Genomic DNA, 15,134 nt, shown 5'->3' on the forward strand with positions numbered 1-15,134 from the left:
ACCCAAGAACCGTTCACAAGCCTCAAACGTTCACTCAAGACCCAAATGGCGACGAGCAAATTGCAGCGTCTCATACAACCACTCATCACGTTCAACAGCTCCGCGAGCGCCACGAGTAGACACTTCTGCGCACACCACACCGTTCCACTGCTGTTGAGCTAAATACTCGAGAGTTTGCGCTACCGGTTGAGTGCCATATCCAGGGCGTAGATGTTCGTCAAGAACTTTTGTGCCGCTACCATCGGTCAAATGCACGTGCCCTAGACGATTTCCAATCTTTTTGACGTACTCTAACGAATCAACCCCAGCAGCTGCAGCATGCGAAAAATCCCATGTCATCCACTGATAGTCAAACTCTGTTGGATCCCACCCTGGGGAATACATCTGCACAGATGCACCACCGGCACTCCACGGATACATATTTTCTACAGCAATTTTCACGTTCTCTTGCTCAGATATTTCACGAACACCGTGAACAAAATTTTTAGCGTACAGACGCTGCCACCGAAATGGAGGGTGGGCAACGATGACATCAGCTCCAACGGCTTTCGTCATTTTTGCGGCCATCTGCATTTTGTTCCAAGCACGCCCCCACACTTGTTGAGTCAACAACAAAGTGGGAGCATGAATAGCAGATATCGGAATCTGATATTTCTGAATAAGATCACGAAGATCATCCGGCTCTTGAGAGATAGCATTTCCGGTCACCATCACCTCAATGCTGTCATACCCCAAATCTGCGGCAGTAGAAAACGTTTCAGGCACCCCCAGCGGGAAAAGACAGGACGTAGACAATGCGATACCTATATGAGGGGCTCTGTTATCTGCCATCGTAGGTGATCCTTTGCATCAGAGGGGCTTACAAAGATACTCCTTGGCTAGGACTCAGAAGTTTTCTTCGTCGTACTAGCTTTCTTTGTGGTGCTCTTCTTCGCTGTAGTTTTCTTTGTGGTGCTCTTCTTCGTAGCAGTCTTTTTTGTCGTAGAACGCTTACGCTGTACGGGCCCCTTGGCACGTTTTTGAGCTAATAGCTCAACCGCGCGCTCATGAGTGATGGACTCAATCGTGTCCCCACGAGGAACAGTAATGTTTGTTACCCCGTCAGTGATATAAGGACCAAAACGACCATCTTTAATCACAATTTTCTTCTCAGAAACAGGGTCAACACCCAGCTCCGCCAAAGGAGGCTTCGCCGCCGCACGACCACGCTGTTTAGGTTGCGAATAAATCTCTAACGCCTGCTCAAGAGTAATCGTAAAAATTTCTTCCTCAGAGCCAATAGAACGAGAGTCGCTCCCCTTCTTCAGATACGGGCCAAAACGACCGTTCTGCACCGTGATATCTTCGCCCTCAGCATCCTGCCCAAGCAGGCGAGGAAGACTCATCAGCTGCAAAGCCTGCTCTAAAGTCACTGTTGCCAAAGACATTGAAGAGAACAAAGAGGCTGTACGAGGCTTCTCTGGTTTTGGTTTCTTCTTAGGCTTCGGGCGACCATTCTTATAATATTCCACCGGCTGAGCATCCATCCACGCCTGGATTTCTTCCTCAGACATCTGAGGAATCAACTCGGTAACGTACGGGCCAAAACGACCGTCACGAGCAACGATGGTACGCCCCGTCTCGGGGTCTACACCCAGTTCACGACCGTCAGATTTGCCCTGTTCGAGGAGCTCTTTAACTTTTTCAGCCGTAAGCTCATCTGGAGCAAGATCTCTCGGAATATTTGCACGAATAGGATCTGAAAGTTCACCGGTTTCTTCGTTAACGGTTGGCTCAGTCTCGAGATACGGCCCATAACGTCCCACGCGAACGTTAACGCCATCAGAAACTTCAATAGAGTTAATGGCACGGGCGTCGATATCACCAAGGTTATCGACAATAGGTTTCAACCCGCGTTTATCGCCACCACCAAAATAGAACTGTTCAAGCCATGTAGCGCGCTGTTGCTCACCACGAGAAATACCGTCAAGGTCTTCTTCCATCTGAGCGGTGAACTCATAGTCCACATATTTACTGAAATGTTCTTCTAGCAGACGCACCACGCTAAAAGCTGTCCACGAAGGAACCAAAGAACCACTACGGTTCTCTACATAACCTCGGTCAATAATTGTTGAGATAACAGCAGCATAGGTTGAAGGACGTCCGATACCTAGCTCGTCCATAGCCTTGACAAGAGAAGCCTCCGTATAACGAGGAGGAGCAGAAGTATCGTGGCTAAGAGCTGTAACATCTTGAGCTGTTAGCGCATCTCCTTCAGCCAATTGAGGTAGACGCTTATCTTCTTTAGCTGAGGCAGTATCTTCAGCGTTACGTGAAGCGTCTTGCCCTTCTTCATAGGCGGCTAAGAAACCACGGAACGTAATGACTGTACCGGAGGCACCGAACTCTACTTTATGTCCATCACGAGAAGTAGCAGAAATACGAACTGAAGCAGTAGAGCCCTTAACGTCAGCCATTTGAGAAGCCACTGTACGCTTCCAGATGAGCTCATATAAGCGGAACTCATCTTGGCTTAGTGAACCTTGAACTTCTGCCGGTGTGCGGAAAGAATCACCGGCAGGACGAATCGCTTCGTGAGCTTCCTGAGCATTCTTTGATTTAGAGGCGTACACGCGAGGCTTTGAAGGAACATACTCAGAGCCATAGAGTTCTGTCGCTTGAGCACGAGCAGCAGAAATAGCCTGTGTTGAAAGAGCAACAGAGTCGGTACGCATGTAGGTGATATAGCCGTTTTCGTAAAGACGCTGAGCTACCTGCATCGTCGAGCGAGAAGAAAAACGCAGTTTACGGGCTGCTTCTTGTTGCAAGGTTGAGGTGGTAAAAGGTGCAGCAGGACGACGCGTGTACGGTTTAGTCTCTAAACTTCGAACGCTAAAAGCAGAGCCGTCAAGTTGCTCGGCAAGAGAACGGGCTTTCTGCTTATCAAGGTGTGCCACTTTCGTCGCTACCGCAGGTTTTAATGAGCCGTCGTCGTTGAAGTCTTTACCGGTGGCAACGCGGGCACCGTCGACTGAAACCAGTTTTGCGGAGAATGTTTCTTCAGCTGAGGTATGGAACGTTCCGCTTAGGTCCCAATAGTTAGCAGAACAGAACGCCATACGTTCGCGCTCGCGTTCGACCACAAGTCGAGTTGCTACGGATTGAACACGTCCAGCGGATAGCCCTGGTGAGACTTTGCGCCAGAGCACTGGTGAAATTTCGTAACCGTAGAGACGGTCGAGTACTCGTCGTGTTTCTTGAGCGTCTACAAGGTTATTGTCGATGTCACGAATTTCGTCAAATGCGCGGTTAACGGCTTCTTTTGTAATTTCAGGGAAGGTGAGACGGTAGACAGGAACAGTGGGTTTAAGAACTTGTAGTAGGTGCCATGCGATAGCTTCTCCTTCGCGGTCACCGTCGGTTGCGAGATAGAGCGCGTCAGAGTCTCGAAGCTTGTTTTTAAGCTCAGCAACTTTTTTCTTTTTATCGGCGTTGATAACGTAGTACGGTTCAAAGTGGTCTTCGAGGTCTACAGCAAACTTACCCACTGAAGTTTTTTTGAGTTTTTCAGGAAGTTCAGATGGTTGAGGGAGGTCTCGGATATGCCCCATGGAGGATTCCACCTCATAGGCGCTTCCCAAGTAACCGCTAATGGTCTTCACCTTAGAGGGTGATTCTACAATGAGCAGGGATTTACCATGTTCTGCTGTATTTTGAGCCTTGGTTGGCACTTTGCTCCTTGACCTGTGTGTCGTAAGTTCTTGAGATGATGTTCGATGTCAATGATGACTCAGCATAACAATAGCGCAGATTATCTGACATTGTTCACGAGTCAGCACCTTTTCAAAAGTTTTTGAAGTAGTTATCTGTTCATTGCATCAAGCGGCACGATGCTCATTTGTCGTCCAGAAATCTCTTCGGGGATGACCTCCACCCAGTTCATAATACGTGGGTCTGCGAGGGAAGATTGAGCTTTATGTTCGGCGGTGAGGTCAATATCGTAAGGGTACCATTGTGCGGTTCCGTGGATGATGACTGATTTCACGATATCTTGGTGTACTTCCCCTACTTCAAAGGCAACTTGTCTGCTGACCACGATAGATGAGAAGGTCTCTTCTGCACGCGCCTGAAAAAAGATGTGTCCCCGTTCGACCACGTATTTTACGGTGAAGATATCAATACGGTGCCCTACTTGTAGGGAGAGCCGACCGATATTGTGAGAGTTGATGAGCTTCCAGCACATCTCTTCTTCAAGAGTGGTCAGAAGTTGTGGAGGGTTCGTTTGTTCTGCCATGTCGCCAATCTAATCTGCTGAGGTGAACCGGAGGAATCCTTTTTCAATCAGTTCACGAATATGCTGGATAAGTTTTTCTCGTGGGGTGCCATCTTCCCACTCTAGTAGCACGGCGAGCGCACCGAGTATTTGTTGGACGCTCAGTTCTCCATCGCAGGCAGAGACGAAGCCAGCGAGTTCGGTTGATTCGAGGATTGTTCGACGGAGCCCTGCTCCTTCACGTAGCAAAATCACTCCTGGGTGTTCTGCTCCGGGTCGGGCGTGTCTTTCTTCTGTAACGTCTTGTGCAACTTCTAAATGAGCGTGTAGGAGTTCTTCTGAGGTGAGTTGGTTTAACTGGTCGTAGAGTTCTATTGCTTCAGTGATGAAGGGGGCAAGAGGTTGTTGTATGGGGTAGGTGATTTCTTCGTAGCGTTGTAATGGTTGGTGCGTTGGGGTGGAGGGCGCTGGTTTTCGAAGCCATAACATACCAAGCCCAATGGCTGTGACTTGTCGTTGCGCGAAGTCAAGGAGGTAGTTCTTGTAGGCTTGTTCATAGTGTTGCAGGTCGCGTTGTTCGCTGGCGTCTTTGAGCCAAGTCTCTGCGTATTGTTCTGGGCTGAGGGTTTCTCGTTGGATGCACCATACATCAAGTTCGTTGTTGACCCATTGGCGTACTCTGCTATCCCATTGTTGAGAGTCTTCCCAAATTTCCCAGTTAGCAAGCATTTGAGCTCGCCCATTCGGGGCGAGGATTGCGGGGAGCTCATTCAACAGGGTTTGGACGAGTTGGTCTCCGGCAAGACCACCGTCACGGTAGGTGAATTGGTCTTCTGGTTTTTCTTCTGCTGTGCGCGGCGTAATAACAAAAGGCGGGTTAGAGACCACGAGGTCGAATTTTTGCCCTTGTACGGGTTCGGTGAGTGAGCCTTTGTAGAGGCTGACTCTGTTGTGCAAGTTATGTCGGTCAACATTGAGTTCTTTAGCGTTGAGCAGGATGTTGAAGCGGGTGAAGGCTAAGGCTCGTTCGGAGATGTCAGTAGCTGTGACGTGTTCTGCGTGAGAGAGCAGATGGAAGGTTTGGATACCGCATCCGGCACCAAGGTCTAGGGCACGTTTGATGGGGGTGCGTTCGGTGATTTGAGCCAGCGTTAAAGAGGCTTGCCCGATACCTAGGACGTGGTCTTTACGCAGGGCGCCGGAACGCTGATATGCTCGCACGTCGGAGCTGACCCAAAGTTCGGTACCGTCATCTGCGCCGTGCGGCCTGAGGTCGAAAAGAGCGCGGTATTGTTGGGGCGTTGCTTCTTCAATGAGGTTGAGAGTTTTCAGCAGGGGTAGGGCGTTCTCCCCTAGTGCTTGGTTGAGTTCTGTTTCGGTGCATTGGCGTCCTAGCATAAAGAACCCAATAAGGTATGCCAGAGCTTGTTCTTCTGCGGTGGATTGTTGGTCGCGAAGAATGTGTTCAATACGAATTTTTCCGGGAACGATTTGTTCACGCGTTATGGCTTCTGTTGCGGCTAGGCCTAGAAGTTCTGTGATTGCGTCGTTGTAGTAGCGTGTTTGGTCTAGTCTTTGAGCCAAGGATTCTAATGCGTTGAGGTCATGGCTGTGGGGTGCGTTCGTTGTTTGGGAAAAATTTTCGGTCATCACGTTCATCATTCTGGCATATCTTAAGGTTCGGTGTGTTTTGTGTGTCTGTGGTTAGGTGGTTTCGTGAAGAAAAGAACAAAAAGTTTTATTTTTTAAGGTTGTCTCTTTACTGCAAAATGGATATATCACTTTTCGACTAGGAGATATATCATCATTAATTTTTTAATATCTTTGTTCCATAACTTTAATACCTTATGAGACACGGAAGACGTAAAGAATTATTAACAAAACACCTAGTCAGAAAAATATTAAGAAATTTTTTTCAATATTAGTATTCTGACACTAAAGAATAGTTGTGGTTTAACGTACACTATCGGTATGGCAGATGCACAGAATGTAGAAAATATCAAGAAATCTATTGCAGACTGGCAGGCAAAGCTCGACGCTGGCACAGGTTTCTCGCCAGAAGTCGTTAAAGAGATTATCGCTAAGCTGCAAGAAGATCTTCGTAAGGCTGAAGAAGCCTAAACACCTTGGACGGCACGTGTGCCATCAAGAACAGAAGTCCCAGTAGGACCTACTCACACAGGTGATAGCTCCCTACTGGGACTTTCTTATGTCGCTAGTTCTTAGCGTTCTCACACGTCACCGTGTAGATAACGTCGCCGCCGGGGTAGCGTTTATTCCCGTTACACCCGCCCACACGTACATTCGATAATCAGAAGAATCTACATCACCAGGCCCATACACTTCGAGACGAACACCCGTTGGGGTCAAGGCTTTAGAAGGAATAAACAGTGAAGCAAGAACATCAAACCCCTCGTCTATGGTGTTCTGCTCTGCCCCGTTGATAAGAACCGTAGCATACATCGAGCTAGGAACAATCACACCAGTAAGACCGAGAGCAGAAACCTCAGCAATACTACGTACGATATAGCCGGCAGTATATGTAAGCCCCGTATCCTCAGCGTCAGGCATTATCACACCAACACGTTGCGATTTCTCTAAAGAGCTACGTTTTTCCACCCCAAGATGGTCGTTTAGCTGCTGCCAAAGCTGCCGAGTATTAGTCTCAGGCGTTAACGGAACATTGATTCCAGCAACAAGAAAAGTGTTGTATTCAATGAGCGACGGATCTGTCATATTTCTATCCTTAGTTCTCTGCCTCAAACGCCTACCATAACCAAAAGGTGTTCAAAGCCAAAGAATTTCTAGGCTAAGAACACCTTAAGGAATCTATATTCTCCGTGAATTATGCGTCTACTAGAGCTGTTTTTCCTAGGGCTTTCGCAGAACAATCCGCACATAAGAGAACAAGATCGCGTTTACCTTCAACATCGAGGTTTTCAAAGGTGTTAGAAGGTGCACCACAATGTTCACATTCTCCGATGGTGACAGTATCTGGCGAAAATTCAACGTGCATACGCTTATCGAAAATATACATGGACCCTTCCCATAGACCAGAGTCTCCGTATTTTTCTCCATAGCGGACGATGCCACCATCAATCTGGTAAATCTCTTTAAACCCACGGTTTTTCATGAGGGCTGAAAGAATCTCACAACGAATACCACCAGTGCAGTAGGTGACTACTGGTTTATCTTTGAGGTCATCGTATTTACCAGATTCAATTTCACGGATAAAGTCGTGCGTTGTTCGTACGTCAGGAACAACCGCATTTTTAAATTTACCGATTTTAGCTTCGAAAGCGTTGCGTCCGTCAAAGAACACTACTTCGTCTCCGCGCTCTTCAACCAGCTGATTGACTTCTTCAGGTTTAAGATGAACGCCTCCACCGACAACGCCGTTCTCGTCAACGACAAGTTCGTCAGGCGCGCCGAAAGCAACAATTTCGTCTCGAGCTTTAACCGATAGACGAGGGAAATCAGAAGCAGACCCATCAGACCATTTAAGTTCGAGCTTGCCAAAGCCGGGGTATTGGCGGGTTGTTTTTCCGTACTGTTTGAGAGCGTTAATATCGCCACCGAGAGTACCGTTAATACCGTGCTTAGAGATGAGAATACGGCCAGTAAGACCAAGTTTCTCGCAAAGTGCACGTTGCCATAGCATCACGGCAGTAGGGTCACCCACTGGTGCGAAGCAGTAATATAAAATAATTCGTTCTTGAGCCACATCTTCATTTTAGACACTCACAGGGCTGGGGTGTTGTAACTGAACGAACAAAAAGTATGAGCAATTTATAGGTTTTTCGACACCTCTGGCGAACCTGCACGACTAGTCGCTTCTACCTCATGAAGCCACGAGAATGCTCCATTTACTGGCACTCGCACCCGAATATCAACTGAACCGGGTTGGTGCTCAACGATCACGCAATGGACCCATGTCGCACCCTGCGCCTGTCCTACACGTTCTGCAATATTGCATGGTTCCCCAGCCCGTAAACCTCGCAAAGTATCTGCAGCGGCAAGGGCTGAAAGGTCTGCTGCACGCATTGCACGGTATTTACTGTGATAGATAGAGGCGACACCTGCAACACCAGCAAACATGATGAGCAAAACACAGATGATGCCCACCACAAGAACCGTCCCTGAACCTCTATCAGAGCGTTCTTTGGCGAGATCTCGTTCTGCCTCATATAAGCAATCATCTCGTTGAGTCATCATGATGACCCAACACTTTTTTCTGCTGTTCCTTGCACTCTCGATTCGAGCGTCCACCCTGTTATTTCACCGAATATGCCAGGGGCTGGACGACTCACATACACCGTGTAGTTATTTCCCTGTTGTTCTATCCGAACTGAAGCATCAGGGGCATTCTGTTGAGCAACCCGAAGAATATCATCACGGTCTTGCCCTCGTACGACAGCCCGCAAAGCAACACGTGCACAATCTTCTAACTGCATTTGACTTACACCAAACGAGGAAGCCCCTAAAACAAATGCGAGGACAAAAATGACAGCAGGTAGCGCTACTGCAAATTCAGCGGTTATAGCACCTTCATCTGTTTGATGAGTTTTCACGGGGATTCCTCGTTCTCTTGCGAATAGATATTCACGGTATCTGGTGTTGTGTTTATCAAAGCGACGTCGGCTCGTAGACAAGTATTTTTCTTGTCTACGAAGCCACTTGTTTTGTCTTAAGACATTCCGGTAGATAATGCGCTCTGAACAATACCTAAGAGTAGATTTCGCACTTCATCAGATTTCAAAATGGCAACGAGCAAACCGGCGAAACCCACCGCAGCTAACATGACAATGCCATATTCTGCGGTAGTGGCCCCTGCCTCACCATCGTGAAGAAGGTCTACAGAGTCCGTTACTTTTCGCTCTCTTGTCTGCATGGTGGATGATGGATGTCGTTCAGAGGTAGGGGTAGAGTTCGGTTCTGGTGTAAACATAGTGTTCTCCTTGATATAGATAACGGTTGAAAAAGGAACAGGCTAAAAGCCCAAGGACGGGATTAAAGAAATCAATAAAGGAATCACCCCTAAACAGATGAAGGAAGGTAAAGAGCATAGCCCCAAGGGAAGAACGAGCCGTACACCTAGTTTTTGAGCTTGTTGCTCCGCATAACGGTATTCTTGACGACGCAACCTGTCTGATACCACTTGAAGAATCTGTGCACTGGGGGCACCTGTTGCAGCAAGAAAACCCAAGCTTTGTTCGAGGACAGTAAAAGGTGCTCTATTCGGTACGTTCTGCCAGCTATAAGACCACGCATAACCTCGATAAAGCTGTTGGATAACCTGTTGTATCTCATGCGCACTGTCTTCTTGTCGAAGCACTTCATCATAGAGTTGAGCAATATACTCAAGTACTTGATGAAGCCCTAGACCGGCTTCTAACATCACCGTGCATAAATCAATGACTAAAGCATCTGGTATGGTGCGATCTTCTTGAGAGGTTGAAGTTATCAGTGAGCTATCTGTTGGAGGTGTAGCCTTTGAGCAAGGTTTAGCAGTTGGGGACTTGTTTCTTAGTGGGTTTTTGAGGAACATGGTTGACCTTTCTGCGCTTGAGCAATGAGTTTAGAAGTCCATAGGCGTCCAGCTAAAGCTAGCCATAACCCCATCAGACTTAGCAGAACCCCTCCCCATGTTTGGGTGAGGATCTCTATAGGTTTGGCACCCATCAACGCGCCCAACGTTAAACCGAGGGCAGGAAGCCACGAGAGAATTGTTCCTGTTGTTTGTGGTGCAGCCATCGCTGAACGTCGTGACTGATCCAGGTCTATTTCACGTTCATAAAAACGCGCTAACCTCTCGATAGCTTGAGCAATAGGAGCACCTGTTTTTTCTGCGATATACCAACACGAAATTAGCTCTAAACACCGCTGATAAGAATAAGAACGTGCAAGAGATAGGTCTTTAAGAACAGTTACCATCGGAGCCCCTGTATATGCTGCTTGGTACATCCGTTGTAAGAGACGTATAGCATCTTCTAAGGCAAGGTAATAGGCTCGTTGCTCTCGCCGTGAAAAGAGAATGTGCGTTTGAGTATGGAGCGGATGTTCACTCAATAAGTTCTCAATGTGCTGGTGCACTGTCTTGAGAATGTTCGGTAGGCGTAACCCCGCTCGAAGTAAAGAACTCATACGCCACGTCATATCTGGCCATAGTTCTTGTTCTTGAACGCTGGGTGTGGTGCTTTCTAAAAGATAGTTTTTCCGACGTTGAGGAACCATATTTTTCAACTGTTGCAGCATAGAGGGTTCCTTTGAACGGTTAAGGTATCTATTTGGGCGTTGCCTTGCTCGGTAGTGATATCTTGTGCAGTGTCTTGAACAGTTTGGTCACGCCAGCTGGCATATTGTTCAAGGAAGATGTGTCCTTCTTCAGACCACATTTCGCAAGAATTTGTACCTTCAGAAGGCGCTGTATATAGCGAGCGTGTTTGAAGTTTCCCATGAGTAAAAACGAGGGTTGAGATGTTGCTCAAAATCCTTTGTTGTCCCCGACGGCTCAGATGAATGATGTAGTCGATTGCGGTATCGGCTTGTAGGCATACAGCGTTTTCGTGCAAATTTCCCATGGCACCCATAGCCATAAGACGTGCCGGAACGGCTTGGGCAGAATTTGCGTGAAGTGTTCCGCCCGCTCCGGTGTGTCCGGTGTTCATTGCGGTGAGCATGTCAATGAGTTCTGCACCACGGCATTCTCCGACGACGAGTCGGCTAGGACGCATCCTTAAAGCATGACGAATAAGAGTGCTGAGAGTGACTTCCCCTTTGTTTTCGCTGTTATGTTGTCGTGTTTGCAAAGAGATGACATGTGGGTGGGTGGGACGTAGCTCTGTTGAGTCCTCAATAATAATGAGACGTTCATGCTCCTGACATTCTGAGAGCATAGCGTTGAGCAGTGTTGTTTTTCCGCTTCCTGTGCCACCGCTAATTAAGAAGTTAGCGCGGAGAGAAAGAATATAACGCAAGATATTTGTAAGTTGGGGGTCTAACATTCCTTGCGTTTCTAGTTCTGCCAGTGAGAACCGTTGAGATGGTTGCACACGTATAGAAAGGAGTGTGCCTCGTTCACATAGCGGTGGTAGTACCGCGTGGATACGATGTCCTCGTGGATTCGTAATATCGGTGCTGAGGTTGCTTTCATCAAGTCGTCCTCCACCGGCTACGATTAGTCGTGTTGCCAAGGCTCGTATTTCTTCTTCGCCGTCAAAGGTAATAGTGGTGCGTTGGAGAGTTCCTGACTTTTCGATCCATACTTCTTGCGGTCCATTGACGTAAATATCGCTCAAGCCTTTTTCATAGAGTAGGGGCTCGAGTTTTCCTAGATGGAAGATGTCGTGTTCTGAAGTGGTTTCTAGGTCAGAGAATATGGGTGAGGTGTCTAGCCGTTCCGTTGTAGTGTGCTGTTCTGGTCGGAACTTTTTGAGGAGCATCATTTCGTGCTGGTGTGGTGGGGTTTTCACGGGTGCACTATCCTCCTTGACCTTGATATTCGTTGCTGTTGATACATTGAGTCTTCTCGTTGTGGAGCAAGAAAAGTAGTATCAGAGCACAATCTGTGGATAGAGCAGTACCGTAAGAGAAGAGTTTTGAGCTGGTTAGGAGTTCTCCACAACTATAGGGTGAGAAATTTCTAGAGTTTAGGCATAATAGTCATACATTTATGCGTTTTAAACAGCAGAACGGCCCCACTATGATGGCAGGGCCGTTCTCAGTGATATTTTGGGACTTGTTTTTACACCTTGTATAACAAAAGTTGAGAGGATAAGGCGCTATGCGCTTAGAGTCCATCCTCGTGCCCGTAGCTCTTGACGTGTTGCACCTTGAAGAAAAGCTAGATGCAAACGTTCCCGCCCTGTAGCAAACTCATATTTGAGCAGTTTAGTTGCTTGGGCTTCGTCAGTTTCTCCTTCACCATAGCTAGGGCAAAGGTCCGCTACGGGGCATACCCCACAGGCAGGTTTACGTGAATGGCAGATTCTTCTGCCGTGATAAATCATTCGATGAGAAAGCATTGTCCAGTCTTTTGGTTCAAAGAGCGCTGCAACATCTTTTTCTACACGTTCAGGGTCTGTTGCTTCAGTCATTCCAAAACGACGCGCTAAACGACCAAAGTGAGTATCTACTGTCAGCCCGGGCATTCCAAAGGCATTACCCATGACGACGAAAGCAGTTTTACGGCCGACTCCAGGTAAGGTAACAAGTTCTTCGATAGTATGGGGCACTTCTCCGTCGTAACGTTCCAGCAATTCTTGAGCTAACCGTACGATAGCTGAGGCTTTAGAACGATAGAATCCCAAAGGCTGTACGATGTTCTCAATCTCAGCTAAAGAAGCTTGTGCCAAAGCTAATGCATCAGGATATGTGGCAAAGAGTGTGGGGGTAACGCTGTTAACTCGTACGTCTGTCGTTTGTGCAGAAAGGACAGTAGCGATTAATAGTTCAAACGGGTTGGTGAAATCTAGCTCTGCCACAGCATAGGGGTAGGTGTCGTCAAGGATACGTTTGATTTTTCGGACACGACGTTTTTTCCCCAGCTCACTTTCTTGAGTACGTGAGCGACGACGCGCCGCTTTTTCTGCTTCAAGGACGGACACTGAACGAATGTGCAGAAGTTCTTGTTCTTGCTCTGTTAATGGGGTGTTATCTGCCTGCTCTTTCACCTTTTTAGCCTACCTGTTCTCTTCTATGGAGTTTTTACGTGTTTGCGGTGTTCAATCTTTTTACGAGGTAAATCACCTCAACCTATAGTTTTAGAAGTATTGTTCTGATTCTCCAGTTGCTCTCGTAGAATGGTGTTATGACTCAGCAACGTATTTTTGTTCTCAACGGCCCTAATCTTAATCTTTTAGGACAGCGTAAACCGGAGGTCTATGGGACGAGCACGTTGAAAGACGTTGAACTCTCTCTGCGGCAACGTGCACAAGAATATGGCTTTGCACTTGAGTTTTTACAGACGAATCATGAAGGTGTTTTAGTAGATCAGGTGCAACGTGCACGCGCTGAGGCTGCTGGAATCATTATTAATCCCGCGGCGTATACTCATACGTCGGTCGCTTTACATGATGCGCTTGAGGCTGTGGATATTCCGGTGGTAGAAGTCCATCTATCGAATATTCATCGTCGTGAACAATTTCGGCATCATTCTTTTGTATCACTTCAGGCAACAGCTGTTTTTGCTGGAGCTGGTGCTTATGGGTATCTGCTTGCCTTAGATTTTCTTGCACATGATTTAGGTGAAGATACCGCATCATAAAATATTAGGTTTCAGATGCCTGTGGTGTGCCCCTTATCTTAGTGGTGTACTCGGCATGTGCCGGTCAGTACAGCTTGAGGCGTTTCAGGAATATTTGCTAAGGCCTCTTTGATGGTTGTGGCTGGAATTGCGTAGCCTATTTTGTCTCCGGCGACAGAACGAGCAAAGACCATCCCCACAGCTTCTCCATTCTCAGCGATGAGGGGACCTCCAGAGTTACCGCGAACAATATCTGCATTGATTTGATAGAGGTACTTCACACGAGATAGTTCTTGAGTTTCTGCTTCGATATTTTGGATATTTCCAAGTGCTCTCACACTTGCTGGAGTTATCGTATAAGGCCCACCGCCAGGATAGCCTAAGACGGCAAGAGCCGTTCCAGGTGTTGCATTTTCCCCGAGGGGGATTCCCCTAAGGTTGAGTGCTGGCGCGTAGAGAACGGCGATGTCTTCTTCGTGGTTGTAGTAAATAGGTGTTCCGCTCACGCTGTATCCGTCTCGTTTTTCGAGCAGAATTTGTCCTGCTCCTTGTACAACGTGTGCGTTGGTGAGAACGTACCCGTTGGATGAGACGAACCCGCTACCTTCTGAGGTGTACCCACAGCGAGGGGAATATCCATGAATTTTTACGACAGAGATTCCTGCGTCTTGGATCGTTTCACTCAGCTGTTCAGTGGTGGGAAGTTCTGTGGGTATTGCTGTTGGAAGTAACCCCGGAAGGGCTTGCCCCAAGATTTCTGGCATGTTTGGGGTAGAGCCTTGCGCTGTCTCAGAGCTGTCTATGCCGGTGGTTTTGTATAAGGTGCGGGTGAATCGGTCTTGTAGGGTGTAAATACTTTCTTTGACCGGTTCTGGTGTGTGTTCCAATAAATATGTGATGACTTTTGAGTTATTCATGTTCTGTGTGATGCTGGGAATGCCAAGCGGGAGCATCATGAGAACAACAGTCAAAAGGAGGAATAGGTAGACAACGGCGTTGCCTATTGCCCCGAGAATTCTGTTGATAGGGCGTAGAACGCTCAGCCCAAAGAGTGTTCTTAGGAGTGTTGTCAGTATAGAACCGGTGAGTTTTCCGGCGAGGAGGAAGAGTATCAGCGCGAGAATATATCCTAGTTCGTGCAGTTGTTGAGGCAGATTTTGACGTATCCAGGGGAATCCGAAAGCAAAGGCACACAGTAATGCGATAAATGTTGCAATAAGGTTGATGAGGATGCCAATGAATCCACGTCGTGCACCTGAAATCATACTCAACAGCAGCAGCCCTAGCAGACCGATATCTAGAATCGTCAAATCCATAATATAACGCACCTTGTCAGACGTGGTTTTATAGGTATTCGCTTGAAATACTCACTCATTATTGTTGAGGTTTTAACGGTACTGGATATCTGGCGATACGGATGTGTTTCACTCTATTTTTACCGTTTTATTGAGTATCTTTTAGTATCTATTAAGAAATCTCTTGGTGGGTTTGAGCTGTACATTGAGAGTTTTTACGGTAGTCTCATTATTGATTATGTCACACCATTTTATGGCACTGAGTGGTTCGAGCGTTATACTTGTCAGTCGGCAAACCCTAAGAATGGGTGGCTTGTAAAAAATTATCTCAATTCTTGAGGAG

At 47.3% G+C, this 15,134-nt stretch carries 16 protein-coding genes; 2 read left to right on the forward strand and 14 right to left on the reverse strand.

Features of this window, described 5'->3' with window-relative positions; all coding sequences use genetic code 11:
* Window positions 1-30 precede the first annotated feature (30 nt).
* From ACN081_RS00220 to ACN081_RS00235, 4 genes are all read right to left on the reverse strand, one after another.
* Window positions 31-831 (reverse strand): sugar phosphate isomerase/epimerase family protein, encoded by an 801-nt coding sequence (locus ACN081_RS00220; protein WP_419106591.1) that lies wholly within the window; start codon window positions 829-831, stop codon window positions 31-33.
* A gap of 47 nt (window positions 832-878) precedes the next feature.
* A complete protein-coding gene (gene topA, locus ACN081_RS00225; protein ID WP_419106592.1) occupies window positions 879-3,710 on the reverse strand; it encodes a type I DNA topoisomerase in 2,832 nt (943 codons plus the stop codon).
* Window positions 3,711-3,841: 131 nt separating this feature from the next.
* Window positions 3,842-4,273: a pyridoxamine 5'-phosphate oxidase family protein gene (locus ACN081_RS00230; RefSeq protein WP_419106593.1), complete on the reverse strand. Its 432-nt coding sequence runs from the start codon at window positions 4,271-4,273 to the stop codon at window positions 3,842-3,844.
* Between the two features lie 9 nt (window positions 4,274-4,282).
* Window positions 4,283-5,902, reverse strand: coding sequence for a DUF7059 domain-containing protein (locus tag ACN081_RS00235; protein ID WP_419106594.1), 1,620 nt, complete (start codon window positions 5,900-5,902; stop codon window positions 4,283-4,285).
* Window positions 5,903-6,223: 321 nt separating this feature from the next.
* Between ACN081_RS00235 and ACN081_RS00240 the strand changes: the two genes are divergently transcribed.
* Complete coding sequence (locus ACN081_RS00240; RefSeq protein WP_419102645.1) at window positions 6,224-6,373, forward strand: hypothetical protein; 150 nt, start codon at window positions 6,224-6,226, stop codon at window positions 6,371-6,373.
* Between the two features lie 117 nt (window positions 6,374-6,490).
* Here the strand turns inward: ACN081_RS00240 and ACN081_RS00245 are convergent, their stop codons facing one another.
* From ACN081_RS00245 to nth, 9 genes are all read right to left on the reverse strand, one after another.
* Entirely contained in the window at window positions 6,491-6,988 is a 498-nt protein-coding gene (locus tag ACN081_RS00245; protein WP_419106595.1) for a GyrI-like domain-containing protein, read from the reverse strand.
* A 109-nt stretch (window positions 6,989-7,097) separates the two neighbouring features.
* On the reverse strand, window positions 7,098-7,976 hold the full coding sequence (locus tag ACN081_RS00250) for a rhodanese-related sulfurtransferase (RefSeq protein WP_419102647.1): 879 nt from the start codon (window positions 7,974-7,976) through the stop codon (window positions 7,098-7,100).
* A 65-nt stretch (window positions 7,977-8,041) separates the two neighbouring features.
* Window positions 8,042-8,467 (reverse strand): Rv3654c family TadE-like protein, encoded by a 426-nt coding sequence (locus ACN081_RS00255; RefSeq protein WP_419106596.1) that lies wholly within the window; start codon window positions 8,465-8,467, stop codon window positions 8,042-8,044.
* A complete protein-coding gene (locus tag ACN081_RS00260; protein WP_419102649.1) occupies window positions 8,464-8,823 on the reverse strand; it encodes a TadE/TadG family type IV pilus assembly protein in 360 nt (119 codons plus the stop codon). Before ACN081_RS00260 ends, ACN081_RS00255 begins: the two co-directional genes overlap by 4 nt.
* A gap of 116 nt (window positions 8,824-8,939) precedes the next feature.
* Window positions 8,940-9,200, reverse strand: coding sequence for a DUF4244 domain-containing protein (locus tag ACN081_RS00265; RefSeq protein ID WP_419102650.1), 261 nt, complete (start codon window positions 9,198-9,200; stop codon window positions 8,940-8,942).
* A gap of 42 nt (window positions 9,201-9,242) precedes the next feature.
* Window positions 9,243-9,800, reverse strand: coding sequence for a type II secretion system F family protein (locus ACN081_RS00270; protein ID WP_419106597.1), 558 nt, complete (start codon window positions 9,798-9,800; stop codon window positions 9,243-9,245).
* Complete coding sequence (locus ACN081_RS00275) at window positions 9,779-10,507, reverse strand: type II secretion system F family protein (protein ID WP_419106598.1); 729 nt, start codon at window positions 10,505-10,507, stop codon at window positions 9,779-9,781. Before ACN081_RS00275 ends, ACN081_RS00270 begins: the two co-directional genes overlap by 22 nt.
* Window positions 10,492-11,724 carry a TadA family conjugal transfer-associated ATPase gene (locus ACN081_RS00280; protein ID WP_419106599.1) on the reverse strand — a complete coding sequence of 411 codons (1,233 nt, stop codon included), beginning with the start codon at window positions 11,722-11,724 and terminating at the stop codon, window positions 10,492-10,494. Before ACN081_RS00280 ends, ACN081_RS00275 begins: the two co-directional genes overlap by 16 nt.
* Window positions 11,725-12,033: 309 nt before the next feature.
* Window positions 12,034-12,924, reverse strand: a complete 891-nt coding sequence (nth, locus tag ACN081_RS00285; RefSeq protein WP_419106600.1) for an endonuclease III — start codon at window positions 12,922-12,924, stop codon at window positions 12,034-12,036.
* 137 nt (window positions 12,925-13,061) lie between these two features.
* Here nth and aroQ point away from each other — a divergent pair, with 137 nt between their 5' ends.
* Window positions 13,062-13,517, forward strand: a complete 456-nt coding sequence (gene aroQ / locus ACN081_RS00290; protein ID WP_419106601.1) for a type II 3-dehydroquinate dehydratase — start codon at window positions 13,062-13,064, stop codon at window positions 13,515-13,517.
* Window positions 13,518-13,555: 38 nt separating this feature from the next.
* On the opposite strand, the gene ACN081_RS00295 is transcribed toward aroQ, so the two are convergent.
* Window positions 13,556-14,812 carry a MarP family serine protease gene (locus tag ACN081_RS00295; protein WP_419106602.1) on the reverse strand — a complete coding sequence of 419 codons (1,257 nt, stop codon included), beginning with the start codon at window positions 14,810-14,812 and terminating at the stop codon, window positions 13,556-13,558.
* Window positions 14,813-15,134: the final 322 nt, after the last annotated feature.

It is taken from the genome of Rothia sp. P13129, assembly GCF_048512865.1.
GTDB lineage: Bacteria > Actinomycetota > Actinomycetes > Actinomycetales > Micrococcaceae > Rothia.

Coding starts and splice junctions, on each gene's coding strand:
- ACN081_RS00255 (WP_419106596.1), bottom strand. CDS start 8,467: ATGATGACTCAACGAGATGATTGCTTATATGAGGCAGAACGAGATCTC.
- ACN081_RS00265 (WP_419102650.1), bottom strand. CDS start 9,200: ATGTTTACACCAGAACCGAACTCTACCCCTACCTCTGAACGACATCCA.
- ACN081_RS00295 (WP_419106602.1), bottom strand. CDS start 14,812: ATGGATTTGACGATTCTAGATATCGGTCTGCTAGGGCTGCTGCTGTTG.
- ACN081_RS00275 (WP_419106598.1), bottom strand. CDS start 10,507: ATGCTGCAACAGTTGAAAAATATGGTTCCTCAACGTCGGAAAAACTAT.
- ACN081_RS00270 (WP_419106597.1), bottom strand. CDS start 9,800: ATGTTCCTCAAAAACCCACTAAGAAACAAGTCCCCAACTGCTAAACCT.
- ACN081_RS00230 (WP_419106593.1), bottom strand. CDS start 4,273: ATGGCAGAACAAACGAACCCTCCACAACTTCTGACCACTCTTGAAGAA.
- ACN081_RS00240 (WP_419102645.1), top strand. CDS start 6,224: ATGGCAGATGCACAGAATGTAGAAAATATCAAGAAATCTATTGCAGAC.
- aroQ (WP_419106601.1), top strand. CDS start 13,062: ATGACTCAGCAACGTATTTTTGTTCTCAACGGCCCTAATCTTAATCTT.
- ACN081_RS00235 (WP_419106594.1), bottom strand. CDS start 5,902: ATGACCGAAAATTTTTCCCAAACAACGAACGCACCCCACAGCCATGAC.
- ACN081_RS00220 (WP_419106591.1), bottom strand. CDS start 831: ATGGCAGATAACAGAGCCCCTCATATAGGTATCGCATTGTCTACGTCC.
- ACN081_RS00245 (WP_419106595.1), bottom strand. CDS start 6,988: ATGACAGATCCGTCGCTCATTGAATACAACACTTTTCTTGTTGCTGGA.